This window comes from Bradyrhizobium sp. SZCCHNS1050, assembly GCF_032484785.1.
Taxonomy (GTDB): domain Bacteria; phylum Pseudomonadota; class Alphaproteobacteria; order Rhizobiales; family Xanthobacteraceae; genus Bradyrhizobium.
This window is the reverse complement of the sequence record NZ_JAUETR010000001.1, coordinates 1,138,200-1,161,223: the sequence shown is the minus strand read 5'-3', so window position 1 is coordinate 1,161,223 and position 23,024 is coordinate 1,138,200. Positions and strand designations below refer to the sequence as shown.

The following is a 23,024-nucleotide window of genomic DNA, read 5'->3' as shown; positions in this document are numbered from 1 at the left end:
TTGGAACCCGGCTGCGTCTCTGCGCCGCGGATGTGATCAAATCCGCGGTTGTGCTGGACGGGCGAGAATCGTAAAAGCCCCGGATCGGATCGTGCTTTCATCCGGAAGTGTTGAGGATTCTTGGTCTTGCCGGAGAACCAGCCTTGATCGTCCGCCAGTCTTTCATGCCGCTCGCCGTTGCCGCCCTGGTGCTCTCCACAGGGCAGGTCTTCGCGCAGAGCTCGTTTCCCGCGCCGATGCCTGGCCAGGCCCAGACCAGCAATTCGCCGTTTCCACCCATCAACGGTGCGGCGCCGACCCGGGCTGCTGCCCCGGCAAGTCCGTTCCCCAGTCCAGGCGCCTCGGCGTTCGGCGGCGGTGGCGGTGGCGGCTTCCAGCCGGCCCCGATGGGAGCCGCGCCGCAGGGTGGCCCGCCGGAGAGCTGCATGAAGGAGTTCATGCCGCTGCGCGAGGAAGCCGAGCGTCGCGGCAAGCTGATCAAGGCCGCGAGCGACCGCAAGGCCTCGCCTGACGAGGCCTGCAAGCTGATCGCCAATTTCGGCAAGGCCGAAGTGAAGATGATCAAATATGTCGAGGCGCATGCGGCGAGCTGCGGCATTCCCCAGCAGATCTCCGATCAGCTGAAGGCCGGTCACAAGAACACCGACGCGCTGGAAAAGAAGGTCTGTGCCGTGGCGGCGCAGATGCAGTCGGGGGCCGGAAGGCCCGCGGCTCCGAGCCTGAGCGACGTGCTGGGCTCGTCGGCTGCGCTGCCTGAGGCCAACACGACGAAGAAGGGCGGTTCCGCCTTCGACACCATGACTGGCAACGTTCTCACCCGATGAGCACGACCGCCGTCCGCGTTGCTGACGCGACCGGCAACTGGGTCGACACGCTGGCGCCGGTGTGGAGCCGGCCTTACCTGCGGCTCGCCCGCTTCGATCGCCCGATCGGATCCTGGCTGCTGCTGATGCCGTGCTGGTGGTCGGCCGCTCTGGCGGCCGGGATCGGCGGGGATCTGTCCATGCTGCCGGCGTGGATCGGGCTCTATTTCGTCGGCGCGTTCGTCATGCGTGGCGCCGGCTGCACCTGGAACGACATCACCGACCGCGATCTCGACGCCAAGGTGGAGCGCACTCGTTCGCGACCGATTCCGGCCGGGCAGGTCGGCGTGAAGCAGGCGCTCGCCTTCCTGGTGGCGCAGGCCCTGATCGGCTTGGTGGTACTGCTACAGTTCAACCGGTTCGCAATCGCCACCGGCATCGCCTCGTTGCTGATCGTCGCGATCTATCCGTTCATGAAGCGTGTCACCTGGTGGCCGCAGGTCGTGCTGGGTCTCGCCTTCTCGTGGGGCGCGCTGATGGGATTTGCGGTTGCGTTCGGCCGCATCGATGCAACCGCGCTGCTGCTCTACGCCGGGTCGATCTCGTGGGTGATCGCCTATGACACGATCTACGCACATCAGGACGCTGAGGATGACGCGCTGATCGGCATCAAGTCGACCGCGCGCCTGTTTGCCGAGCGGACACATCTGGCGCTGGTCGTCTTCTACAGTTTGGCCGTGATGCTGATAGGGGCCGCCTTCGCGACTGCCCATGTGCATGTCGCGGCGTGGCTCGGACTCGCGGGTTTTGCCGCGCATCTCGGCTGGCAGATATGGCGTCTGGATATCGCCGATCCGGCGCTGTGCCTGCGGGTGTTCAAGTCGAACCGCGATGCTGGGCTGCTGCTGTTCGCAGGGCTGCTGGTCGATGCCGTGCTACGCGCAACCTGATCAGTTGCGCGCGATGATCTCGCGCTCGCCGCGATGGACCGAGGCCGGATTGAGCTGGTAGCCGACACGGCGGCGCATCAGGAAGCGCGGGCGGCGCGAGCGGATCGCGTTGCGGCGACGGCGGCGCGGCGTCGCCTCGCGGCGCGCGTCCTGCAACTGCGGCAGCGCGAACGTCTCGCTCCACATCGCCCACGCAGCAACGATCTCGTTCTGGTCGTCGCTGACGCAGAGCGGGATGGTCAGGGAGGGGTCGCGGTGGACGAGCACCAGCATCACCTGCGTGGCGTCGATTTCGCGCACGCCGATGCCGAGGAAGTCGCTGACGCGGAGGTTCAGGGCCATGCGCATGCCGCTGACGGCACGCCGCAGGACCACGCGCTCCCGGTGCAATTCGATCTGCCGGATCCCGCCATCGGCACGGGTATCGTGCGCGCTGTACGAGACGGGCAGGGAAAGAGGGTCGAGCCGCAGGACGCGGCCCGACCCAGCGGAATTGCTTCCGCCTGTTGCTGTTTGACGCCTCACGGCTTGGTCTCCCCGCCGGGATTATGCTCCCGGTCGATGCGTGTGACCTTGCCACGCGGATCGCCCGTATCGGCTTAACAAGCCTGGTTAATCAGATCTCACGCATGATCCTCTCACCGTCATGATTGACAAGCGCTTGCCCCGCATGATTGACGAGACCTTGCCGATTTGCCGACAATCCGATGTGCCGTCTGCCGTCCTGCTTGAAGTCGGCGTGAACAGGCCACATTTCGTTTGGATTGAGCCGTCTTCGCCGCCCACCTGACATCGATCGGATCGTGTTCGTGACCTCTTCCCCAGCCTCATCGTCGACATCAGCCCAATCAGATCTGCTCGACCAGTCCGCCCTGCGAACGCTCGCCGAGCGGCTGGTGGAAGCCGCGAGGAAGGCCGGCGCCGATGCCGCCGATGCCATCGCGGTGCGCGGTATCTCGCAAGGCGTCGAGGTCCGTGACGGGCGAGTCGAGGAATCCGAGCGCTCGGAAGGCGACGATGTCGGCCTGCGCGTTCTCGTCGGCAAGCGCCAGGCCGTGGTGTCGACCAACGACGTCAGCGGCGACGGCGTGGCGCGGCTGGCCGAGCGGGCCGTGGCGATGGCGCGGGTGGCGCCTGACGACCAATATGTCGGCCTCGCCGATCCGGCGCTGCTGGCGCGCGATATTCCCGAGCTCGACCTGCTCGATCCGCAGATTCCCTCGACCGCAGAGCTGGAGCGCCGTGCCCAGGAGGCGGAGGCCGCCGCGCTCGGCGTGAAGGGCGTGACGAAGTCCGGTGGTGCGTCGGCCTCGACCGGCATCGGCGGCATGGTGCTGGTCACGAGCGACGGTTTTCACGGCGCCTATCTGCGCTCGAGCCAGAGCATCTCGACGACCGCCATTTCCGGCGAAGGCACCGGGATGGAGCGCGACTACGACTACACGGCGGCTCCGCACGGCGCCGACCTGCTGGCGCCCGCGGCCGTCGGGCGCAGCGCTGGCGAACGCGCGGTGGCGCGCGCCAATCCGCGCAAGGTTGCGACGTGCCAGGTGCCGGTGGTGTTCGATCCCCGCGTGTCCGGCTCGCTGGTCGGACATCTGGTCGGCGCCATCAACGGCGCCTCGATCGCGCGCAAGACCAGCTTCCTCAAGGACAAGCTCGGCGCGCAGCTCTTCGCCAAGGGCATCCGCATCATCGATGACCCGCTGCGCAAGCGCGGACTGCGGTCGCAGCCGTTCGACGCCGAGGGCGTGAAGGTGAAGCAGACCGCGCTGGTCGACGATGGCGTGCTGACGACGTGGCTCTTGGATTCGGGCACCGCGCGCGAGCTCGGCATGGTGACGACCGGCCACGCCCATCGCGGCGTGTCGTCGTCGCCTTCGCCCGGTCCGTTCAATCTGCATCTCGAAGCCGGCGTCGTGACAGCCAAGGAGCTGATCTCGGACATCAAGCAGGGCTTCTACGTCACCGACCTGATCGGCTCGGGCGTCAACGGCGTCACCGGGGACTACAGCCGCGGCGCGTCCGGCTTCTGGATCGAGAATGGCGAGATCGGCTATGCCGTGAGCGAGGTGACGATCGCCGGGCATCTGTTCGAGATATTCAAGTCGATGACGCCCGCCAGCGATCTGGAATTCCGCTATGGCGTCAATGCGCCGACGGTGCGCATCGAAGGATTGACGCTTGGCGGACGATGAGATCGAGAAACCGAACGAGACCAGCCTCGCGGCAGACGCCAGGCTCCTGAAGGAGGCGGTCCGCGAAGCCGGCGAGCTCGCACGTTCGATGTTCGGAACGGAGCTGCGCAAATGGACCAAGGGGGCGTCGTCGCCCGTCTCCGAAGCCGACATGGCGGTCAATGCACTGCTCGAACGCAGGCTGCGATCCGCAACGCCGGACTACGGCTGGCTGTCCGAGGAGAGCGCGGATGATCGGGAAAGACTCGGCCGGTCGCGGGTCTGGATCGTCGATCCGATCGACGGCACGCGGTCCTATCTCGGCGGCCGCAACGACTGGTGCGTGAGCGTTGCGCTGGTCGAGCACGGTGCGCCGATACTCGCCGCCGTGCATGTCCCGGTCAGCGAGGAGTTCTTCTTCGCCGCCCGCGGTAGCGGCACCACGTTGAACGAACAGCCGGTTCGGGTGGCGCCCGGACGAGAGCTCGAATTCTCGCGCGTGGCCGGTCCAAAACCGTTGGTTGAGCGGCTGGCTCCGGATTCTGCGCGGATTGAACTCCATCCGCGAATCGGATCATTGGCGCTGCGCCTTTGCCGTGTCGCGCATGGCGGGCTCGATGCCGCTTTTGCAGGCGGGCAAAGCCGCGATTGGGATCTTGCGGCGGCTCATTTGATCGTGCAGGAAGCGGGGGGTAAAATGACCGCGTTGTCCGGCGAGGCGATCCTCTATAATCGTCCGGAGGTGGTGCACGGGGTGCTGGTGGCAGCGGGCCGCGACCGACATGCCGACATCGTCGCGCAGTATCGCAGGTTACCGCCGGACTGAACGCCCTGGATCGCACCCTCCACGTCGCCTGCAAGGCGTTGACTAGGAAACGATACCGATGACAGATAGCGCCTCGCAGCAGCTCCTTCACCTCGTGATCGGCGGCGAGCTCATCAACCTCGACAAGAACGAATTCAAGGATCTCGACAAGGTCGATATCGTCGGCGTCTATCCGAACTACGCGGCGGCCCACGCCGCTTGGCGAGCCAAGGCGCAGATGACGGTCGACAACGCCCACATGCGCTATTTCATCGTTCACCTGCACCGGCTGCTCGATCCCGGTCAGGATGCGAAGTAAGACGCAAAGCTCGCGACTTGAAACATCTGATCCGTAATACGCTGCGTAGCGGCTGGTTCCAGCGCGCCGTCGGGGTCCTCGCGGCCGAGTACCTGCGGCTGGTGTGGCTGACCAACCGCTTCACCTATGAGCCGCCGGAGGTCTACGACATCGTCGAGCCGCAGATGCCGGCGATCTTCGCGTTCTGGCACGGCCAGCATCTGCTGACCCCCTTCATCAAGAACAAGCCGAGCTATCGCGCCAAGGTGCTGATCTCCCGGCATCGCGACGGCGAGTTCAACGCGATCGCGGCGGAGCGGCTCGGCATCGGAACCATCCGCGGCTCCGGCGATCATGGCTCCTCCTTCCACCGGAAAGGCGGGGTGGGGGCGTTCAAGGAGATGGTGCGGGCGCTCGAAGACAACTATAATGTTGCATCGACCGCCGATGTGCCGAAGCGGGCGCGGATTGCGGGTCTCGGCATCATCATGCTCGCGCGCGAATCAGGACGTCCGATCATGCCGTTCGCAATGGTCACGAGCCGCTTCATCCGCCTGAAGAACTGGGACAGCACCACCATCAATTTGCCATTCGGCCGCGGCGCATTGGTGGGAATCAAGGAAATCAACGTGCCGCGCGATGCCGACGCCGCGATGATGGAAGAGGCGCGTCTCGACCTCGAGGCGACGCTGAACGAATGCATGCGCCGCGCCTATGAGATCGTCGGCCGTCCCGAGGCCTGTCCTCCGCCGGTCGCGTCGGGAGCATCGAGTGCCTAGCCCGCTGCCGATGGCCCTGCGTGTCTACCGCGGGTTGTCCTCGGCGGCGGTGCCGCTTGCGCCGGCACTGATCAGACAGCGGCTCAAGCACGGCAAGGAGGATCCCGAGCGGACCGACGAGCGGCGCGGCCTGAGCCATGACACGCGCCCGCTGGGTCCGCTGGTCTGGATTCACGGTGCCAGCGTCGGCGAGGTGCTGGCGGCGGCGGCGCTGATCGAGCGGCTGCGTGAGCTCAACATCCGCATCCTCATCACGTCCGGCACCGTGACGTCGGCCGCCATCGTGGCCAAGCGCTTCCCGCCCGACGTGATCCACCAATACGTGCCCTATGACACGCCGCGCTTCGTGGAGCGGTTTCTCGATCATTGGCGTCCCTCGCTCGGGCTGTTCATCGAGTCGGACCTCTGGCCGAATCTCATCCTCGCCGGCGCCTCGCGGCGGGTGCCGATGGTGGTGATCAACGGCCGCATGTCGCCGCGCTCGTTCCCGCGCTGGCGCCGCATGTCCGGCACCATCTCCGCCTTGCTCGGACGCTTTGATCTCTTCCTGACGCAGTCGCAGGCGGATGCCGACCGGTTCGCCGCGCTCGGCGCGCGCAACGTCATCACCACCGGCAATCTCAAGCTCGACGTGCCGGCGCCGCCCGCCGATCCGGCGAAGCTCGATCGGCTCACGGCGATGACGCGCGGCCGTCCGGTCGTCGTCGCCGCCTCCACGCATCCCGGCGAGGACGAGATCCTGATTGCGGCCCACAGGGCCTTGTCGGTGTCCTATCCGTCGCTGCTCACCGTGATCGTGCCGCGCCATCCGCATCGTGGCCCGGCGGTCGCCGAGCTCGTCGCAAGTGCCGGCCTGCGGGGCGCCTTGCGGTCGCGGGAGGAACAGCCGCTCGCCGGCACCGACATCTACGTCGCCGACACGATGGGTGAGCTCGGCCTGTTCTACCGGCTGGCGCCGGTCGTGTTCATGGGCGGCTCGCTGGTCGAGCATGGCGGCCAGAATCCGATCGAGGCCGTCAAGCTGGGTGCGGCCATCGTGCACGGGCCGCACGTGTTCAACTTCACCGACGTCTATGAGTCGCTGGACAAAGCCGGGGGAGCCAGGCTCGCCCACGATCAGGAGGCGCTGATCCGCCAACTCCGGCAACTGCTCGCTGATCCCGCAGCCGGCAACAGCCTGGTTGCGGCAGGAACGCGGGTGGTCGATCAGCTCGGTGGCGCGCTGGAGCGGACGCTGTCGGCGCTCGAGCCGTATCTGTTGCAGGTCAGGCTCGAGATGGGGGCCGCCGGCGATGCGTGAGCCGGCCTTCTGGCATCGGCCGGCCTCCTGGCAATCGCGTCTGCTGTCTCCGCTCTCGACACTCTACGGCGCCGTTGCCGCACGTCGGATGGCGCAAGGCGGCGTCGATGCCGGCCTGCCGGTGATCTGCGTCGGTAATTTCCACGTCGGCGGAGCCGGCAAGACGCCGACCGTGCTGGCGCTGACGGATATTCTGCGTGACCTCGGCGAGCGGCCGGTGGTGCTGAGCCGTGGCTATGGCGGCCGGCTGGGCGGTCCCGCCGTCGTCGATCCTGCGGTCCATGAGGCTGCCGATGTCGGCGACGAGCCGCTGATGATGGCCGCGCGGGTGCCGGTCGTCGTGGCGCGCAATCGCGCCGACGGCATCGGTCTCGTCAAGGCGCAAGGCGCCACCGTCATCCTGATGGACGATGGCTTCCAGAATCCGTCGATCACGAAGGATCTCGCGCTGATCGTGATCGACGGCGCGCGCGGCCTCGGCAATGCCGAGGTGTTTCCCGCCGGACCGTTGCGCGCGCCGCTGCCGCCGCAACTGGCGCGCACCGACGCATTGGTCGTGATCGGCAGCGGCGGAGCCAGCGAGGCGGTCGCCTCACATGTGTTGGCGGCCGGCAAGCCGGTGTTTTCAGCCGCGTTGCGGCCAGATCCGCAGATCGTTGCGGCGCTGCGGGGCAGGCCGTTGCTGGCGTTTGCCGGGATCGGCGACCCCGCCCGCTTCTTCCGCACCCTTCGCGGCGCTGGTCTCGACGTCAGGCGCGAGCGTGCCTTTCCGGACCACCACCCGTTCACGGCGGGCGACGTCGTGGCCCTCGCCAACGAAGCCAGGCGTGATGGATTTGCCCTGGTGACCACGGAAAAAGATCTCGTGCGGTTCCGCGGCCACGAGGCCGCGCCCGATGTCATGGCATTCCCGGTCACACTGCAGTTCGACGATCTCGCCGCGTTGCGCGCGCTGGTTGTGCAACGGCTGTCAGCGAAGCGCAAAGATCAGCCGTTGGCCTTCAATGCGCCAGGATAATGCCGCTGCAGCACGGCGCTCGGCAGGGCGTAGGCTTCCTGCAGATCGACACTCCAATACTTCAGCTCGTCCAGCGGAATCCGCACATCGGTGACCGCGCAGCGCACATAGCTTCCCGGTGAGATCACCCGGAAATCGCCATCCAGATACTGCACCTGCGCCTCGCCCTGGCCCGAGGGACCAAACTTGTTGAGCACGTCCGCGATCTCCAATTCCTTGACGTGAAGTCCCCCTACGCGGGCGCCGCGCGCACACGACAGGCCGAATTTCGATGATTTCCTAGCATAGATGGGGGACGCTGTCCCCCCGCGCAAACCCACTGATTTGTGATGCTTCTGCTCGAAACTCCGTGCTAGCTAGATTGCGATATCCGCCGCTTGTCCCGCCCGGCTGGTTTGATGCGCTCCCTCGTCGCCATCGTCGTCTCACTGCTCTGCGCCACGGCGTTTCCAGCCTTGGCAGAGCCGTTGCCAGCGCCCGTCGCGGTCGAGATCCCCTCGGGAAGCTATGTGCTGCACGCCCAGCTCTACCGGCCGAAGGGGGCCGGCCCGTTTCCGGTCGTCGTCGCGCTCCACGGCTGCGGCGGGCTTTCCGGCCGCTCGGAGCCGGTGCTGCCGCGCTATCGCGACTGGGCCGAGGAACTCGTCAGGGACGGCAAGGCCGTCCTGCTGCCGGACAGCTACGGCTCGCGCGGGCTGGGCCCGCAATGCCGCGTCAAGGAGCGTCGTATCAGCGGCCGGCGCGAGCGTGTCGCCGACATCGTGATCGCGCAGAAATGGTTGGCCGAGCAAGCCTGGGCGATGCCCGACCGGGTCAGCCTGGTCGGCTGGGCGGCCGGCGCGAGCGCGCTGTTGTGGGCGGTGCGCCCGCAATTGCCCGAGCATGTCTCGCCGGATTTTCGCTCGGCGGTGGCGTTCTATCCGGATTGCCGCGCCTCGTCCGGCCTCGGCTGGAGCACGCGCGTCCCGACATTGGTGCTGATCGGCGGCCTGGACGACGTCTATTCGCCGCCCGCGTGCCGGCAGATGATCGATGGCGCGCGCGGCCGCAGCGCGCTGACCCGCATCGTCATCTATCCCGGCGCCTATCACGATTTCGATCGTGTGAACCTGCCGCTGCATCAGGTCGCGGGATCCGACGCCGGGGCGCCCGAGCGCGGCCATGTCGGCTCGGATCCCGAGGCGCGCGCCGATGCGCAGAAGCTCGTGGCCGATTGGCTGGCGCGCTGAAGGCCACTCAGAACAGGCTGCCTTGGTCGGCGGGATCGGGCGTGCGCTTCGGTGCCGAAGGCTTGGCCTCGCGCGCAGGTTTCGGCGATGACGGCGCTGCCGGCGGAAGCGGGCGGTCCGCGCCCGCCGTGGCCGCGACCTTGCCGTCCGCAAATTCGATCGAGAGCGCGGCGCCCGGACCGATGCTCGCGGCATGGTGAAGCGGGTGGCCGGCCTCGTCACGCACCAGGGCAAATCCACGGGCCAGCACGCTGCGATAGGACAGCGCGGTGAGGAGCTTCTCGTTCTGGCCGACGCGGGCCGACAGGCGCTGAAGCTGGGTCAGCAACGCGCGCCGGGCCCGCTCGGCAAGACGTTCGGTTCGGTCGCGTTCGCGGCCGATGGCCTGGCGCTTGGCCTGGGCATAGGCTTGGCGCGAGGCCTTGAAGCGGGCGTCGAGCGCCTCGAATCGCTCGCGCCGCCGGTGCAACTGGCCGCGCGACGACAGCGACAGCCGCTCGGACGACGCGACGAGCCGATGGCGTGATTGCGCGATCTGCGCGTGCAGCACGCGCAGAGTGAGCTTGGCGCTCGCCGCCGCGAATTGGCGAAAGTGTACATGCGTGTTGGTCTTCAGCGCGCGTGGCAGGCCGGCGGCCGCCGAATCCAGCCGCTGCCTGGGAATGGCGAGCAGATCGCTAGGGCCGGGCAGGGCGCGCGCGGCGGCGCGCAGCTCGTTGCGGCGGCTCTCCTGGCTGCGCTGCCAGCAGACGCCGACACGGCGCGCGAGGCTTGCGACCTCCTGCATCAGCTCGCTGCGCACCGGCACCGCCATTTCCGCGGCTGCGGTCGGCGTTGGCGCACGTTTGTCGGCGGCGAAATCGATCAAGGTCACGTCGGTCTCGTGGCCGACCGCCGAGATCAGCGGGATCATGCTCTCGGCCGCGGCGCGGACCACGATCTCCTCGTTGAACGACCACAGGTCCTCCAGCGAGCCGCCGCCGCGCGCGACGATCAGCACGTCGGGCCGCGGGATCGGGCCATCCTGCGGCAAATCGTTGAAGCCGCGGATCGCGGCGGCAACCTGCTCGGCCGAGCCTTCGCCCTGCACCTTCACGGGCCAGACCAGCACGCGGCGAGGAAAGCGGTCCTCGAGCCGGTGCAGGATGTCACGAATGACGGCCCCGGTCGGCGAGGTGACGACGCCGATCACCTCGGGCAGCCATGGCAGCAGTTGCTTGCGTGCGGGATCGAACAGTCCTTCGGCCCCGAGCTTCCGCTTGCGCTCCTCCATCAGCGCCATCAGCGCGCCGATCCCGGCCGGCTCCAGCGCCTCGATGACGATCTGGTATTTCGACGAGTTCGGATAGGTGGTGAGCTTGCCGGTGGCGATCACCTCGAGCCCCTCCTGGGGCTTGAAGCGCATGCGGCCATGCACGCCCTTCCAGATCACCGCCTCGATCTTGGCGCTCTCGTCCTTGAGCGCGAAATAGCAATGCCCCGAGGAATGCGGCCCGCGAAAGCCGGTGATCTCGCCGCGCACCCGGACGTGGCCGAACTGGTCCTCGACCGTGCGCTTCAGCGCCGAGGACAGCTCGGTGACGGTGAATTCGGGCGCGTTGGGCAAGGCTTCCGCAGGCGGCATCGCTGTTTGATTCGGTTCGGGGAGCAGCAGCCAAGGTAGGGGCTTTCCGCGTCCGCCGCCAATCAAGCCGTTGCCTTTTCGATAGCTCTGTAGTACAGAGTACTCTGTAAAATGCAGAAGGGCTGGAGGAGAGCGTGCGACGCGGCGTGAAGTTCCTGTTTCGGGTCCTAGGATGGGGGCTCTGCCTCGTGGGCGTGCTCGCTTTGGCCCTGGCTGCGATGATCGCGACGCCACTGGTGCGCCCGCCCGAGCTCAAGTCGATCTCGGAGACCGCCGGCCAGGTCGACCGCAGCACCATGCCCGGCCTGCAGCGCTTCAGTGCCCGCGATGGCACCGAGCTCGCCTATCGCCACTACCCGGCGCGCGGAACGGCTGTCGGCAAGGTCGCGATCGTGGTCCACGGCTCCTCCGGCTCCAGCGTCGCCGTGCATGCCCTTGCCGATGCGTTGGCGGCGCGCGGCATCGATACCTTCGCGCCCGACATTCGCGGCCATGGCGGCTCCGGCACCCGCGGCGACATCGGCCATCTCGGACAGCTCGAAGACGATCTCGCCGACCTCGTCGCCGAGGTCAGGAGGTCGATTCCGGCCCAACCGATCGTGTTGCTCGGCCATTCGGCTGGCGGCGGCTTCGCGCTGCGCGCGGCGAGCGCCCCGATCCAGGATCTGTTCACGCGCACCGTGCTGCTCGCGCCCTATCTGGGTTACGACGCGCCGACCAACCGGGAGAATTCGGGCGGCTGGGCCGGTCCCGACATTCCGCGCATCCTGGCGCTCGGCGTGCTCAGGCGCATCGGCATGCCGTGTTGCGAGGCACTGCCTGTGCTGGCCTTTGCTGTCAGGCCGAACTCGGAGAAATTCCTGGCGCCGACCTACAGCTACCGGCTGTTCCGCAATTTCGCGACCCGTGGCTACAAGGCCGATTTCACTGCGGCGAAGCACCCGGTGACCGTCATCGCCGGCGCCGATGACGAGCTGATGCTCGCCGACAAATATGCAGATGCGGTGCACGCCGTCGTGCCGGGCGTTGACGTGAAGCTGATCGCTGGCGTCAATCACATGGAGATCGTGTCGGCGCCGCAGGCGGTGAGCGCGATCGCCGAGGACGTGGCGACGCACTAGAGGTCCAAACCGCATGATCGACAGCCTGGAAGCCGCGCGGGCGCTCAGCGACATCGAGGATGTGACGAAGCGCGTGCGGCAGTCGCAGATCTATCGGCTGTCGAGCCTGCTGATGATCCTCTGGGGCGTTCTCGTCTTCGCCGGCAATCTCGTGACCTATCTCGCGCCCAACTACGCCGACAAGGCCTGGCTATCGGTCTATGTCCTCGGTCTGGCCGGGTCGCTGGTGTTGGGCGCGACGGAGAAGGCGCGTTCCGGCGTACGCAGCTTCGATCTCCGGGCGCTGCTCGCCTTCGTCATGTTCTTTGCGTTCGGCTTCTTCGTCGAAGCGATCGGCCATTTCGGACCGCGCGAGATGGGCGCATTCTGGCCGATCTATTTCATGCTGTTCTACGGCCTCGCCGGCTTGTGGTTCGGCGCGGCGTTCACGGTGTTCGGCCTTTGCGTCACCGCGCTGACCCTGGTCGGCTACCTCTTCATCGGCAAGGCTTTCCCGTTGTGGATGGCGTTCGTCAATGGCGGCGGCCTGGTTCTCGGCGGCTTGTGGATGCGGCGGAGCTGACGGTTTGGCGGAGCTCGACGAGATCATCCACCAACCGCTGCGGCTGAAGATCATGGCGGCGCTGAATGCCCTGCCTGCCGTGGCCGGGCTGGAATTCGTCCGGCTGAAGAAGCTGACCGGCGCCACCGACGGCAATCTCGGCGCGCATATCGACACGCTGGCGCGGGCCGGCTACGTCGCCGTGGACAAGGCCTTCGTCGGCAAGAAGCCGCAGACCACGGTCACGGCGACCGCGGCCGGCCGTGCGGCCTTCGCCCGCTATGTCGCGAACCTGCAGGGTATCATTGCCGGCGCTGCCGCGAAGCCGCCGGAGCCATGATTTGACTCCGTTGCAAGGGCCGGGCAATTGGGGCGTCCAAATTGGCCCACCCCTCTGCGACGGCATCGACGATGAACATTCTGCTCCTTGGTTCCGGCGGCCGCGAGCACGCGCTCGCCTGGAAGATTGCCGGCTCGCCGCTGCTCACCAAGCTGTGGTGCGCGCCCGGCAATGCCGGGATCGCCAAGGAGGCCGAATGTGTCGCGCTCGACGTCGCCGATCATGCGGCGGTGATCGCCTTCTGCCGGGCGAACAAGGTGGATCTGGTGGTGGTCGGCCCCGAGACGCCGCTCGCCGCCGGCATCGTCGATGATCTCGAGGCTGCCGGCATCAAGGCGTTCGGCCCATCCAGGCTCGCCGCCAAGCTCGAGGGCTCCAAGGGATACACCAAGGATCTCTGCGCCGAATACGACATCCCGACCGGCGCCTACTGCCGCTTCGACAATGCCCCCGAGGCGCTCGCTTATGTCCGCGAGCACGGCGCTCCGATCGTCGTCAAGGCAGACGGACTCGCGGCCGGCAAGGGTGTCGTCGTGGCCAAGACGGTTGCCGAGGCCGAGGACGCCATCAAGATGATGTTCGAGGGCGGCTTTGGCGTCGCTGGCGCCGAGGTCGTCATCGAGGAGTTTCTCGAAGGACGGGAGGTGTCGTTCTTCGCGCTGTGCGACGGTGAGACCGCGATACCGCTGGCGTCTGCCCAGGACCACAAGCGGGTGTTCGATCACGACCAGGGACCGAACACCGGCGGCATGGGAGCGTATTCGCCGACGCCGTTCGTGACGCAGGAGATTCATGACGAGATCATGAATCAGATCATTCAGCCGACCATTGCCGGGATGAGCGCCCGGGGCACCCCCTTCAAGGGCATTCTCTATGCCGGCCTGATGCTGACGGCTCAGGGGCCGAAGCTGTTCGAATACAACGTGCGCTTCGGCGATCCGGAATGTCAGGTGCTGATGCTGCGGATGATGTCGGATCTCGTGCCCGCCATGCTGGCCGCCTGCGACGGGCAGTTGAAGAATTTCGACCTGCGCTGGTTTCCCGACGCCGCCGTCACCGTGGTCATGGCCGCGAAGGGCTATCCCGGCGACTACGCGAAGGGTGGTGTCATCGAGGGACTCGACGATGCCGCGAGGATCGAGGGCGTGGAGATCTTCCACGCCGGCACGGTGGCGAAAGACGGCGCCATTCTCGCCAATGGCGGGCGCGTCCTCAATGTCTGCGCGTCGGGAAAGAGCGTCGCCGAGGCTCAGGCGCGGGCCTATCAGGCCGTCGACCGCATCAAATGGGCTGACGGCTTCTGCCGGCGCGACATTGCCTGGCAGGCGGTGGCGCAGGAAAGCGGTCGGGGCTGAGCATCGTGATCGCCGCAGGCGGCCCCGCAAGGCTATTTTTCCCGCGAGAATTGTGGCAGTTCCATAGACTCATGCCGTGATGGGATGAATCAGTTCCGCCGTGGAACGGAGGGGCCATGGAATGCGCGCGGTGCGGCAGGCAGAATCAGCCCGGGAGAGCCTCGTGCGACCGGTGCGGCGAGCCGCTCAGCCTTAGATGTGAGGCGTGCAACCAGACCAACAGCCTGTCGAATCGCTTCTGCGGCCAATGCGGCGCGCCGTTGCCGGGCCGGCTGGCTCAGCCGGATCAGAACGCCCAGCGGGTGCTACGGACCCTGAGCAGCAAGGGCGGTGAGCGCAAGCGACTCACCATCCTGTTTGCCGACATTCGTGACTCGACCCAGCTGATCGATAGTCTCGGCGATCCCGAACTCGCGATGCAACGGCTCGATCCGGTCCTCAACCTCATGAAAGAGGCCGTTCACCGCTATGACGGCGTCGTCAACAAGACACAGGGCGACGGCGTCATGGCCCTGTTCGGCGCGCCGGTGCCGCACGAGGATCACGCCGTGCGTGGCTGCCTCGGTGCGCTCGCGATGCAGGACTCGATCGCCCGCCTGGCGGATCCGCATCTGCAGGTCCGCGTCGGACTGCACACCGGCGAGGTGATCGTCCAGGTCGTCGAGAACAGCATGTACCAGACCTACGATGCGGCCGGCGCCAACGTGCATCTGGCCAATCGTCTGGAGCACATGGCCGAGCCAGGGACCATCCTCATCAGCAAGGAGACCTACACCGGCGCCAGGCAGTTCGTGGAAGCCGAGCCGCTCGGCACCCGCACGCTGCGCGGCATTGCCTCGCCGGTGTCGATCTACAAGCTGATCGGCCGCCTGAACGCGCCGGCGAGCGACGTCTTCCGCAGCGGGCAGCGGCTGTTGCCGTTAATCGGTCGCAACGCTCAGCTTGCGGTGCTCGAACGCGAGCTCGACGACGTCCTGGCGGCCAGAGGCGCCGTCGTCGGCATCGTCGGCGAGGCCGGCATCGGCAAGAGCCGGCTGTGCTTCGAGTTCGCCGAGCACTGCCGCCGCCAGGGCATTCGCGTCTACGAGGCGCGCGTGCTGGCACATGGCCGCGCCACCCCGTTCCAGCCGGTGCTCGAATTGTTGCGTGACTTCTTCGGCATCCGGGCGAAGGAGCCGGTCGAGGTGTCGCGACAACGGGTGGTCGACAGGCTCGAGGCCCTCGGCATTCCCGATACGGCGCTGGTGCTGCTGCTGGACTTCATGAGCCTTGCCGATCCGTCTCGTCCTGCGCTTCGGCTCGATCCGGGCGTGTTCAAGACGCGTCTCCTCAACGTGTTCAAGACGTTGTTCCGCTCGGCGCCGGCGGATGGCGCCGTGGTGATCATGATCGAGGACCTGCATTGGCTCGACGAGGCCAGCGAGGAGTTCGTCGAGGCGCTCGCGGAGGCCTCGATCGGCACCAAGACGCTGCTGGTCGTGAACTACAGGCCTGGTTTTGCCGCGTCCTTCATGCAGCGGGCTCCGTTTCACGAGCTGCACATCGTGCCGCTCGCATCCGCCGAGGCGCGCAAACTGCTGCGCGGCGTCTTCGGCGACGACGCATCGCTCGAGGCGCTGGTCGGCGACATCATCGAGCGCGCGCAGGGCAATCCCTTCTTCCTCGAGGAGCTGGCGAGCGCGGTCTCCGAGAGCGGCGGGTTCGAGGGTGAGCGCGGCGCCTATCGGCTGAAGGGCGGGATCGGCCCGATTCCGCTGCCGCCGACGGTGCATGCCGTGGTAGCGGCCCGCATCGACCGTCTGAGCGAGACCGCCAAGAGCGTCCTGGAAACAGCGGCTGTGATCGGCCGCTCGGTCGCGCTCGCCGTGCTCAAGCCTGTCGTGGGGCTCAGCGAGGCGGACCTGTTCGACGCGCTCGCACAACTGAGGCATGCCGATCTTCTCTATGATCTGCCGCCGTTCGACATGGGCGTGCTCGCCTTCCGCCATCCGCTGATCCAGGAGGTGGCCTATGCCATGCAGCTGCGCTCGCGCCTGAGCGGCGTGCACGTGGCCGTGGCCAAGGCGATCGAGGCGCTGGATTGGGGCACGCAGGACGAGTTCGCCGCCCTGATCGCCTCGCACTACGAATTCGCCGGCCAGACCATGCAGGCCGTCGAGCATCTGCAGCGCGCGGCGCGCTGGATCGGCCGCACCAATACGGCCGAGGCACTGCGGCTTTGGAAAAAGATCCGCTCCATGCTGCAGACGGTGCCGCCATCCGAGCACGTCGATCGCCTCAGGGCGCTTGCCAGCGGCCAGATCCTCAATTGCGGATGGCGGGAGGGCATCTCGGCCGAGGAGGTGAGGCCTTTCGCCGAGGAGGCGCTGCGCTATGCGCGCTCCTCGGACAAGATGCACGAGCCGATCCTGCTCGGCGCTTACGGCCGCGTCCTCGCCTCGACGGGCGCAGCCGACGACTACGTCAACCTCGTGCAGAATGCGGTCAAGCTGACCTCGGAGGAGGGCGATGTCGGCCGCTATGCGACCGTCAACGCCATGCTGGCGCAGGCGCTTCTGCTGTCGGGGAGAGCACGAGACGCGCTAGCAGCGGCGAACACGGCGCAGGCGACGATCGCTAACCAAGGTGGTTTTGACAGTAGTGTGACCCTGGGGCTGACGCCAAATCAGATCCTGGGATTCGATGTTGAATATTGGATCAAGTGCCTCAGGACGCGAATCCTGGTCCAGCTCGGCTGTTTCGCTGAGCTCGAAATTCAGCTTTTCGAATTGTTGAATACCCCTCCCGAACAGTTGGCTCCGGTGGTCCGTTTTATCCCGCACTTTGCCGCTGTTGAATTTGCTCGATGGCAAGGTCGTGCTGAGGCCGCAGCTCTGCACTCGGCCGAGCTGCTTCAGATCGCTGAAGCGTCGGGCATGCCGTACATTCGGGTGCAGGCGTTGGCAGGGGCTGGTCTTGCTCGGGCGGCTGCAGGCGATTTCACTCACGCCGCGTATGATCTCAGGGAAGCGATCGAGTACTCGAGGCGCGCCAGGGCAGGTCTCGAGTTCGAAGCGCGCATGATGAGCGATCTGGCTGACGTCCTTTATCGCGCAGGAGACCTCCGTGGTGCACTCGACGTTGCTGAGGAAGCCAGCGTCATCGCCCGACGCAGGACGGATAGGATCGGTGAACTCCACGCGGTGCTGCTGCGATGTTTGATCAGTTCGTCCGACTCCGATTTTCGGAACGACGCAGAAGCTGTCGGATCGCTGCTCGACGCCGAGCGCCTGCTGGAAGTCTCGGGTGCCGAGGTCTACAAACCCATGTTGATAGCGTGCCGATCCTCTCTTGAAGGTACTAGATGACCCGTGCAGTATGCCCGCTTTCCATGAAGCATTATTAGGAGGCTGGGCGCATGGGGATGATGATTAAAGACAGTACTACGCTCGATATTCTTGTGCAGTTGAACAGGCGTTTCGAGGCTGAAGCTTTGCCGGAAATGGTCGAGCTGCAGCGCGAGTTTGGAGTTTTTTCACTGCAGCATGGCTTGCAGCAATCGTTCGCTTTGCTGGGGATCGTGCCGCAGGATTGGACTGAGCGTCGCCGGTGGTACCGTTTCTTGGAACACCTCAGGACCTATCCCTCCGATCTTGATGGCGTGAATGGTCACGACCGTGTCATCCGGGCGTTCAAGGACGACCTGGAATCCGAGAAGCCGCTTCCTGTTTCGATTGTCTGCCATTCGGCAGCGGACGATCCTCGGGTGACGGTTACGCAAGGCCGTCCGGTCGTGTTCTCGCTCGAAACGCATGTGATCGTTTCGATACCGACCACTCCCGGACGAGAGGCGCGTCAGAACCTGGCCGAAGTTGCTCGCACCAGGCGTGTTCAGAAGCGCGGCAAAAAATGAGCCTGACCGCAGGCGACGGCGCCGGACAAAAGGCTCCTTCTATTCAGGCCATTTGCTCCGACGTCGATGCCTACTACACCGCATGCGTCGCGCGTCATGGCGCGACGCCGCGGGGCGTCGACTGGTCATGCGAGGCGACGCAGGGCCTGCGCTTCGTGCAGCTGATGAAGCTGTGCGATGCGTCGGCGCCGTTCAGCCTCAACGACATCGGCTGCGGCTATGGCGCGCTGGTGCCGTTTCTGGCCGCGCGCTATCCGACCTGCGAGATCGACTATCTCGGCATCGATCTGTCGCGCGCCATGATCAGCCGCGCACGTCGGCGCTTTGCTGGCCCGCAGCGGCGTTTCGTCGTTGCCGCGGAGAGCCCGCGCATCGCCGACTACTCGGTCGCGTCCGGCATCATGAACGTCAATGTCGGCTATCCGCGCCAGGCCTGGGAGAGTTACATCAAGGGCCTGTTGCGGCAGATGTTCGCCACCAGCCGCCGCGGCTTCGGCGTCAACTTCATGCGGGCCCACGGTGACGACGACGAGGCCTCCGATGCCGCGACGGCGCGGCTGTACCGGACCACGCCGGAGATCTGGGCGGCCCATTGTGAGCGCGAGTTTGCCGCGCCGGTCGAGGTCATCGGCGGTTACGGCATGAAGGAGTTCACCCTGCTGGTGCGCCGCAGACCCGAGGCGGCCGTCTCGGACGGCGATCCGTCGCACTGATGTCCGCAGCTCCGTTGCTCTCATCCAAGCCCGGTCGACACGCTGCCGCGATCGCGCGCGCGGTGGATGTGCTGATCTCCTCGAAAGGTCACGCCAGCCCCTTGCGGCTTGAACGGGCCTGCGCACTGTTGCGCCAGCATGCGCCGCTGCACTGGGTCGAGCGCCCGGGCGTGCGTCCGTTCTGGGCCGTCACGCGCTACGCCGACATCGTCGCGATCGAGACGCGGAGCAGGGATTTCGCTGCGGGACCCCGCACCTATCTTGCCAGCGAAGCCTCGGAGGCCGTGCTGCAGCGGGTCACCGGCAAGCCGCAGGCCGTCCGCAGCCTCACCGAGATGGATGCCCCGGATCACGCCGCCTATCGCGCGGTCATCCAGGGCGCCTTCGCGCCGCCGGCTCTGCGCGCGATGGAGAGCTGGCTGACGCAATGGGCTGCCGAGATCCTCGACCGGGTTGCCGTGCGCGGTGATGCTTGCGATTTCGCACGCGACGTCGCGCTGCCTTTCACCTTCCGCGTCATCGGTCGCATGCTGGGCACGCCCGAAGCCGATGACGCACGGCTTGCCCGGCTCGCCCAGGGGTTCGTGGCCGCCGAGGATCCGCAGCGGCGTTTTGCCGAGGCGCCCGGCGACACCATGCGCATGGCCATGCTGGCGCTGCGCGACTACTTCGAAGCCGTGGTCGCCGACCGCCGCGCCAGCCCGCGCGACGATCTCGCCAGCCTGATCGCAGAGAGCGCGCCGCATGGCGCCGCAATGCCGCATTACGAGCTGATCTCCTATTTCATCCTGCTGGTGACGGCCGGCCACGACACCACCTCGCTCGCTTTGGCCGGCGGGCTCGAGGCGCTGCTCGCGGACCCGGGCCAGCTCGCGCGGTTGCGCGCCGAGCCTGAGCTGCTCGATCCGGCGATCGAGGAGATGCTGCGCTGGACCACGCCGGTGCGCCATTTCATGCGGACGGCGGTCGGCGACACCGAGGTCGCCGGCCAGGTCATTCGCGCGGGCGAGGCGCTGGCCTTGTTCTTCCATTCAGGCAACCGCGACGAAGCCATGTTCGACGACGCCGGCACGTTCCGGATCGATCGCAGTCCGAATCCGCATATCGCCTTCGGCCGCGGTCCGCATGTCTGCATGGGGCTGCAGCTGGCGCGGATGCAGATGCGCGCGATGTTCGCGGAACTGCTCCATCGCACGGCGCATTTCGCGCTCGCCGGACGGGTGCGCCGGGTCGAGTCGCCGTTCATGAGCGGGGTCAGCGGCCTTCCCATCCACATCCGCTTTCGCGAATGATGCGGCCGGGGCGAGGCCTCGTCAGCGCCGCGCCTTGAAGAAGTCCTTGAGCATCTGCGACGCCTGTTGCTCGCCGACGGCCGAGTAGACCTCCGGCGCGTGGTGGCAGGTGGGCTGGCAGAAGAACCGCACGCCGGATTCGACGGCGCCGCCCTTGGGATCGGCGGCCCCATAATACAGCCGGCGGACGCGGGCGAAGGAGATGGCGCCAGCGCACATCGTGCACGGTTCCAGCGTGACGTAGAGGTCGCAATCGACCAGCCGTTCGCTGCCGATCGCCTGCGCGGCCTGGCGCAGCGCCAGGACCTCGGCATGGGCGGTGGGGTCGCGGTCGGTCAGAGTGCGGTTGGCGGCGGTGGCGATGACCACGTTGTCCCGCACCACGACGCAGCCGATCGGCACCTCGCCGGAAATTGCGGCCGATTCGGCCGCTTTCAACGCCAGATCCATGAAAGAAGGAGCGTTCATGGCTCGTAATGCCCGGATAAATCTGGTACTGCATCGCCCTTCAGCAAAACCGGACCTCGATTTCCCGCGTGACAGGCGCTGCTCAGAGCGCGCGTACCACGCGACGTCCCGCACCTCAAAGTGAGACCTTCATGCCCCGCGACACCGACAAAGACAACGATTCCCGCGGCCGCCGCGGCGGCGCCCCGCGGGGGCGTTCCGAAGGGACTAAGGGACGCTCGGGCGCTGCGCGCGGCCCGGAGAAGAAGTTCGCCAAACGCGGCTTCGGCGACAAGGCGGCGGGGGCCAAGGGCAAGCGCTCGTTCGACGAGGGCCGTGCACCGCGCCGCCGCGACGACGGCGATGCGCCGCGCAAATCCTTTGGCGAAAAGCCGCGCTTCAACCGCGATGAGCGTCCGCGCGGCGACCGTCCGTTTGCCGCGCGTCCGCCGCGGGGTGAGAACGGCGAGAAGCGCGCCTTCAAGCCGCGCGGCGACCGGCCGAAATTCGACCGCGACGCGGGTGGCGGCGGCAAGCGTCCCTACGCGCCGCGCACGGATCGCGACGAGGCCCGTCCGGCGGCGCGATCCTCCGAGCGCAAGTTCGGCGAACGCAAGCCCTACGCGCCACGCGAGCGTGACGGTGAGAAGCGCCCCTATACGCCGCGCAGCGGGGGCGCCCGCGATCGCGGCGACCGTCCGCGCACCGAGCGCAGCTTCGGTGACCGGCCGCCGCGTGGCGATCGGCCGGAGCGGAAGTTCGGCGGCGAGAAGACATTTTCCCGCGGCGCTGACGGCGATCGCGGCGAGCGCAAATTCGGCGCCGGTCCGCGCGGTCCGCGCAAGGAATTCGGCGACCGTCCGGCCCGCGGCGAGTCCAAGCCGTGGCAGAAGCGTGAGGGCGGCGATCGACCGGAGCGCAGCGCCCGCCCGCCCCGCGATGGTGCGCGCAGCTTCGACCGTCCCAAGTTCGACCGTCCCAAGTCCGATCGCCCACGCGAGGATCGCCCCAAATTCGATCGTCCGAAGTTCGACCGTTCCGCCTCCGATCGGCCACGCGGGGACCGTCCCAAGTTCGACCGGCCCACATCCGACCGTCCGAAATTCGACCGGCCGCGCGATCGCGGCGACGACCGCAAGTTCGATCGCCCGCGTCAACGCCCCGAAGGCCGCAGCGAGTGGCAGGAGCATCCGCGTGGCGAAGGTCGGGGTGGTGATTTCGCCGACCGGCCGCGCCGCGACAATGAGGACGAGAGCCGGGTCTTCGCCAAGCGCCCGGCGTTCGGCGGCCGCGGTCCGTATCGCGAGCGCAAGCCCGAGACCGACAAGCGCACCAAGCGCGTCGTGCCCGACGAGGCGCCGAAGCCCGGCAAGGCTGGCGAGCGCATCGCCAAGGTGCTGGCGCGTGCTGGCCTCGCCTCGCGCCGTGATGCCGAGGAGATGGTGACGCAGGGCCGCGTCACCGTGAACGGCCGCATCATCAACTCGCCGGCGCTCGACGTCACCGAGAACGACGTGATCCAGGTCGACGGCGCGCCGTTGCCGGAGCGTGAGCGCACACGGCTGTTTTTGTACCACAAGCCGCGCGGGCTGATGACGACGCACAGCGACCCCGAGGGGCGCCCGACCGTGTTCGACAATCTGCCGGAAGGGCTGCCGCGCCTGATCTCGATCGGCCGGCTCGATTTCAATACCGAGGGGCTGCTGCTGCTCACCAATGACGGCGGGCTGGCGCGTGTGCTCGAACTGCCGGACACCGGCTGGACACGCCGCTATCGTGTCCGCGCCCATGGCGAGATTACGCAGGCGCAGCTCGACCAGCTCGCCGCAGGCGTCGAGGTCGACGGCGTGAAATACGGCCCGATCGAAGCGACGCTGGAGCGCGACCAGGGCGCCAATGTCTGGCTGGTCGTTGCGATCCGCGAAGGGAAGAACCGCGAGGTGCGCAACGTGCTCGCCCATCTCGGCCTCGAGGTGAACCGCCTGATCCGCGTCTCCTACGGTCCGTTCCAGCTCCTGGAGCTGCCCGAGGGCGAGGTGCAGGAGGTCAAGACGCGGGTGCTGCGCGAGCAGCTCGGCGAGAAGGTCATCGCGCAGTCGGGCGCCGATCTCGGTCCGGCTGGCAAGGGTAATCGCGAGCCGTTGCCGGATCCGAAGCCCAAGCCGAAGCGCGAGGTCGTCGCCGACCGCAAGGGCCGGCGCGTGCTGGTTCAGCGCACGGGCAGCGAGGAGGCACGCGAGCGCCACGAGGCCGAGGCGCGCTTTCCCGGGCCGCCGCGGCCGCCGAAGCGCGGCTATCACGGCAAGCGCGATATCACGCCGCAGGACGAGTAGGGTGGTG

General features: G+C 67.1%; 22 protein-coding genes. 18 read left to right on the top strand and 4 right to left on the bottom strand.

The genetic code is table 11. The features are described from left to right. Positions 1–146: 146 nt before the first annotated feature. Both QX094_RS05450 and ubiA read left to right on the top strand, forming a co-directional pair. Entirely contained in the window at positions 147–824 is a 678-nt protein-coding gene (locus QX094_RS05450) for a hypothetical protein (protein WP_409977977.1), read from the top strand. Then, positions 821–1,753, top strand: coding sequence for a 4-hydroxybenzoate octaprenyltransferase (gene ubiA, locus QX094_RS05445; RefSeq protein WP_316168033.1), 933 nt, complete (start codon positions 821–823; stop codon positions 1,751–1,753). Before QX094_RS05450 ends, ubiA begins: the two co-directional genes overlap by 4 nt. Here ubiA and QX094_RS05440 read toward each other — a convergent pair whose 3' ends face one another. Further along, the gene (locus QX094_RS05440) at positions 1,754–2,278 is read right to left on the bottom strand and encodes a DUF6101 family protein (RefSeq protein WP_315753424.1); all 525 of its coding nucleotides are present in this window, start codon (positions 2,276–2,278) and stop codon (positions 1,754–1,756) included. It abuts the gene before it with no gap. 284 nt (positions 2,279–2,562) lie between these two features. Here QX094_RS05440 and QX094_RS05435 point away from each other — a divergent pair, with 284 nt between their 5' ends. From QX094_RS05435 to lpxK, 6 genes are read left to right on the top strand one after another with little or no spacing between them, the layout of a single operon-like run. Then, positions 2,563–3,951: a TldD/PmbA family protein gene (locus QX094_RS05435; RefSeq protein WP_409998678.1), complete on the top strand. Its 1,389-nt coding sequence runs from the start codon at positions 2,563–2,565 to the stop codon at positions 3,949–3,951. Between the two features lies 1 nt (position 3,952). Beyond that, positions 3,953–4,756: a 3'(2'),5'-bisphosphate nucleotidase CysQ gene (locus QX094_RS05430; RefSeq protein ID WP_315753464.1), complete on the top strand. Its 804-nt coding sequence runs from the start codon at positions 3,953–3,955 to the stop codon at positions 4,754–4,756. A gap of 58 nt (positions 4,757–4,814) precedes the next feature. Further along, positions 4,815–5,054, top strand: a complete 240-nt coding sequence (locus QX094_RS05425; RefSeq protein ID WP_009031572.1) for a DUF4170 domain-containing protein — start codon at positions 4,815–4,817, stop codon at positions 5,052–5,054. 17 nt (positions 5,055–5,071) lie between these two features. Beyond that, positions 5,072–5,812: a lysophospholipid acyltransferase family protein gene (locus tag QX094_RS05420; protein ID WP_316184187.1), complete on the top strand. Its 741-nt coding sequence runs from the start codon at positions 5,072–5,074 to the stop codon at positions 5,810–5,812. Further along, positions 5,805–7,112 (top strand): 3-deoxy-D-manno-octulosonic acid transferase, encoded by a 1,308-nt coding sequence (locus tag QX094_RS05415; protein WP_315753428.1) that lies wholly within the window; start codon positions 5,805–5,807, stop codon positions 7,110–7,112. The genes QX094_RS05420 and QX094_RS05415 overlap by 8 nt, the downstream gene beginning before the upstream one ends. Beyond that, entirely contained in the window at positions 7,105–8,130 is a 1,026-nt protein-coding gene (gene lpxK / locus QX094_RS05410; RefSeq protein ID WP_316184186.1) for a tetraacyldisaccharide 4'-kinase, read from the top strand. Before QX094_RS05415 ends, lpxK begins: the two co-directional genes overlap by 8 nt. Here lpxK and QX094_RS05405 read toward each other — a convergent pair. Beyond that, on the bottom strand, positions 8,100–8,327 hold the full coding sequence (locus QX094_RS05405) for a DUF2093 domain-containing protein (RefSeq protein ID WP_315716685.1): 228 nt from the start codon (positions 8,325–8,327) through the stop codon (positions 8,100–8,102). The genes lpxK and QX094_RS05405 overlap by 31 nt on opposite strands. A 201-nt stretch (positions 8,328–8,528) precedes the next feature. Between QX094_RS05405 and QX094_RS05400 the strand changes: the two genes are divergently transcribed. Further along, a complete protein-coding gene (locus QX094_RS05400) occupies positions 8,529–9,359 on the top strand; it encodes a dienelactone hydrolase family protein (protein WP_315716686.1) in 831 nt (276 codons plus the stop codon). A 7-nt stretch (positions 9,360–9,366) separates the two neighbouring features. Here QX094_RS05400 and xseA read toward each other — a convergent pair whose 3' ends face one another. After that, positions 9,367–10,983: an exodeoxyribonuclease VII large subunit gene (xseA, locus tag QX094_RS05395; RefSeq protein WP_315716687.1), complete on the bottom strand. Its 1,617-nt coding sequence runs from the start codon at positions 10,981–10,983 to the stop codon at positions 9,367–9,369. A 218-nt stretch (positions 10,984–11,201) separates the two neighbouring features. On the opposite strand from xseA, the gene QX094_RS05390 reads away from it, so the two are divergent. From QX094_RS05390 to QX094_RS05355, 8 genes are all read left to right on the top strand, one after another. Beyond that, the gene (locus QX094_RS05390) at positions 11,202–12,104 is read left to right on the top strand and encodes an alpha/beta hydrolase (RefSeq protein ID WP_315716716.1); all 903 of its coding nucleotides are present in this window, start codon (positions 11,202–11,204) and stop codon (positions 12,102–12,104) included. A 13-nt stretch (positions 12,105–12,117) separates the two neighbouring features. Beyond that, positions 12,118–12,666 carry a hypothetical protein gene (locus tag QX094_RS05385; protein ID WP_315716688.1) on the top strand — a complete coding sequence of 183 codons (549 nt, stop codon included), beginning with the start codon at positions 12,118–12,120 and terminating at the stop codon, positions 12,664–12,666. A 4-nt stretch (positions 12,667–12,670) separates the two neighbouring features. Next, on the top strand, positions 12,671–12,985 hold the full coding sequence (locus QX094_RS05380; RefSeq protein WP_315716689.1) for a transcriptional regulator: 315 nt from the start codon (positions 12,671–12,673) through the stop codon (positions 12,983–12,985). A gap of 71 nt (positions 12,986–13,056) precedes the next feature. Beyond that, positions 13,057–14,340, top strand: coding sequence for a phosphoribosylamine--glycine ligase (gene purD / locus QX094_RS05375; RefSeq protein ID WP_315716690.1), 1,284 nt, complete (start codon positions 13,057–13,059; stop codon positions 14,338–14,340). Between the two features lie 116 nt (positions 14,341–14,456). Continuing rightward, positions 14,457–17,687: an AAA family ATPase gene (locus QX094_RS05370; protein ID WP_316184184.1), complete on the top strand. Its 3,231-nt coding sequence runs from the start codon at positions 14,457–14,459 to the stop codon at positions 17,685–17,687. 50 nt (positions 17,688–17,737) lie between these two features. Beyond that, complete coding sequence (locus QX094_RS05365) at positions 17,738–18,232, top strand: hypothetical protein (protein ID WP_315716692.1); 495 nt, start codon at positions 17,738–17,740, stop codon at positions 18,230–18,232. Further along, entirely contained in the window at positions 18,229–18,945 is a 717-nt protein-coding gene (locus tag QX094_RS05360) for a class I SAM-dependent methyltransferase (protein WP_316168026.1), read from the top strand. Before QX094_RS05365 ends, QX094_RS05360 begins: the two co-directional genes overlap by 4 nt. Next, a complete protein-coding gene (locus tag QX094_RS05355; protein ID WP_316184180.1) occupies positions 18,945–20,237 on the top strand; it encodes a cytochrome P450 in 1,293 nt (430 codons plus the stop codon). Before QX094_RS05360 ends, QX094_RS05355 begins: the two co-directional genes overlap by 1 nt. Before the next feature lie 21 nt (positions 20,238–20,258). On the opposite strand, the gene QX094_RS05350 is transcribed toward QX094_RS05355, so the two are convergent. Then, positions 20,259–20,705 carry a nucleoside deaminase gene (locus QX094_RS05350; protein ID WP_315825385.1) on the bottom strand — a complete coding sequence of 149 codons (447 nt, stop codon included), beginning with the start codon at positions 20,703–20,705 and terminating at the stop codon, positions 20,259–20,261. 131 nt (positions 20,706–20,836) lie between these two features. On the opposite strand from QX094_RS05350, the gene QX094_RS05345 reads away from it, so the two are divergent. Next, a complete protein-coding gene (locus tag QX094_RS05345) occupies positions 20,837–23,017 on the top strand; it encodes a pseudouridine synthase (RefSeq protein ID WP_316184178.1) in 2,181 nt (726 codons plus the stop codon). Positions 23,018–23,024: the final 7 nt, after the last annotated feature.

Bases quoted from the DNA above. Each gene is read 5' to 3' on its own strand.
- ubiA (WP_316168033.1), top strand. From the start codon at position 821: ATGAGCACGACCGCCGTCCGCGTTGCTGACGCGACCGGCAACTGGGTC.
- QX094_RS05425 (WP_009031572.1), top strand. From the start codon at position 4,815: ATGACAGATAGCGCCTCGCAGCAGCTCCTTCACCTCGTGATCGGCGGC.
- lpxK (WP_316184186.1), top strand. From the start codon at position 7,105: ATGCGTGAGCCGGCCTTCTGGCATCGGCCGGCCTCCTGGCAATCGCGT.
- QX094_RS05400 (WP_315716686.1), top strand. From the start codon at position 8,529: ATGCGCTCCCTCGTCGCCATCGTCGTCTCACTGCTCTGCGCCACGGCG.
- xseA (WP_315716687.1), bottom strand. From the start codon at position 10,983: ATGCCGCCTGCGGAAGCCTTGCCCAACGCGCCCGAATTCACCGTCACC.
- QX094_RS05390 (WP_315716716.1), top strand. From the start codon at position 11,202: ATGATCGCGACGCCACTGGTGCGCCCGCCCGAGCTCAAGTCGATCTCG.
- QX094_RS05385 (WP_315716688.1), top strand. From the start codon at position 12,118: ATGATCGACAGCCTGGAAGCCGCGCGGGCGCTCAGCGACATCGAGGAT.
- purD (WP_315716690.1), top strand. From the start codon at position 13,057: ATGAACATTCTGCTCCTTGGTTCCGGCGGCCGCGAGCACGCGCTCGCC.
- QX094_RS05370 (WP_316184184.1), top strand. From the start codon at position 14,457: ATGGAATGCGCGCGGTGCGGCAGGCAGAATCAGCCCGGGAGAGCCTCG.
- QX094_RS05365 (WP_315716692.1), top strand. From the start codon at position 17,738: ATGGGGATGATGATTAAAGACAGTACTACGCTCGATATTCTTGTGCAG.
- QX094_RS05360 (WP_316168026.1), top strand. From the start codon at position 18,229: ATGAGCCTGACCGCAGGCGACGGCGCCGGACAAAAGGCTCCTTCTATT.
- QX094_RS05355 (WP_316184180.1), top strand. From the start codon at position 18,945: ATGTCCGCAGCTCCGTTGCTCTCATCCAAGCCCGGTCGACACGCTGCC.
- QX094_RS05350 (WP_315825385.1), bottom strand. From the start codon at position 20,705: ATGAACGCTCCTTCTTTCATGGATCTGGCGTTGAAAGCGGCCGAATCG.
- QX094_RS05345 (WP_316184178.1), top strand. From the start codon at position 20,837: ATGCCCCGCGACACCGACAAAGACAACGATTCCCGCGGCCGCCGCGGC.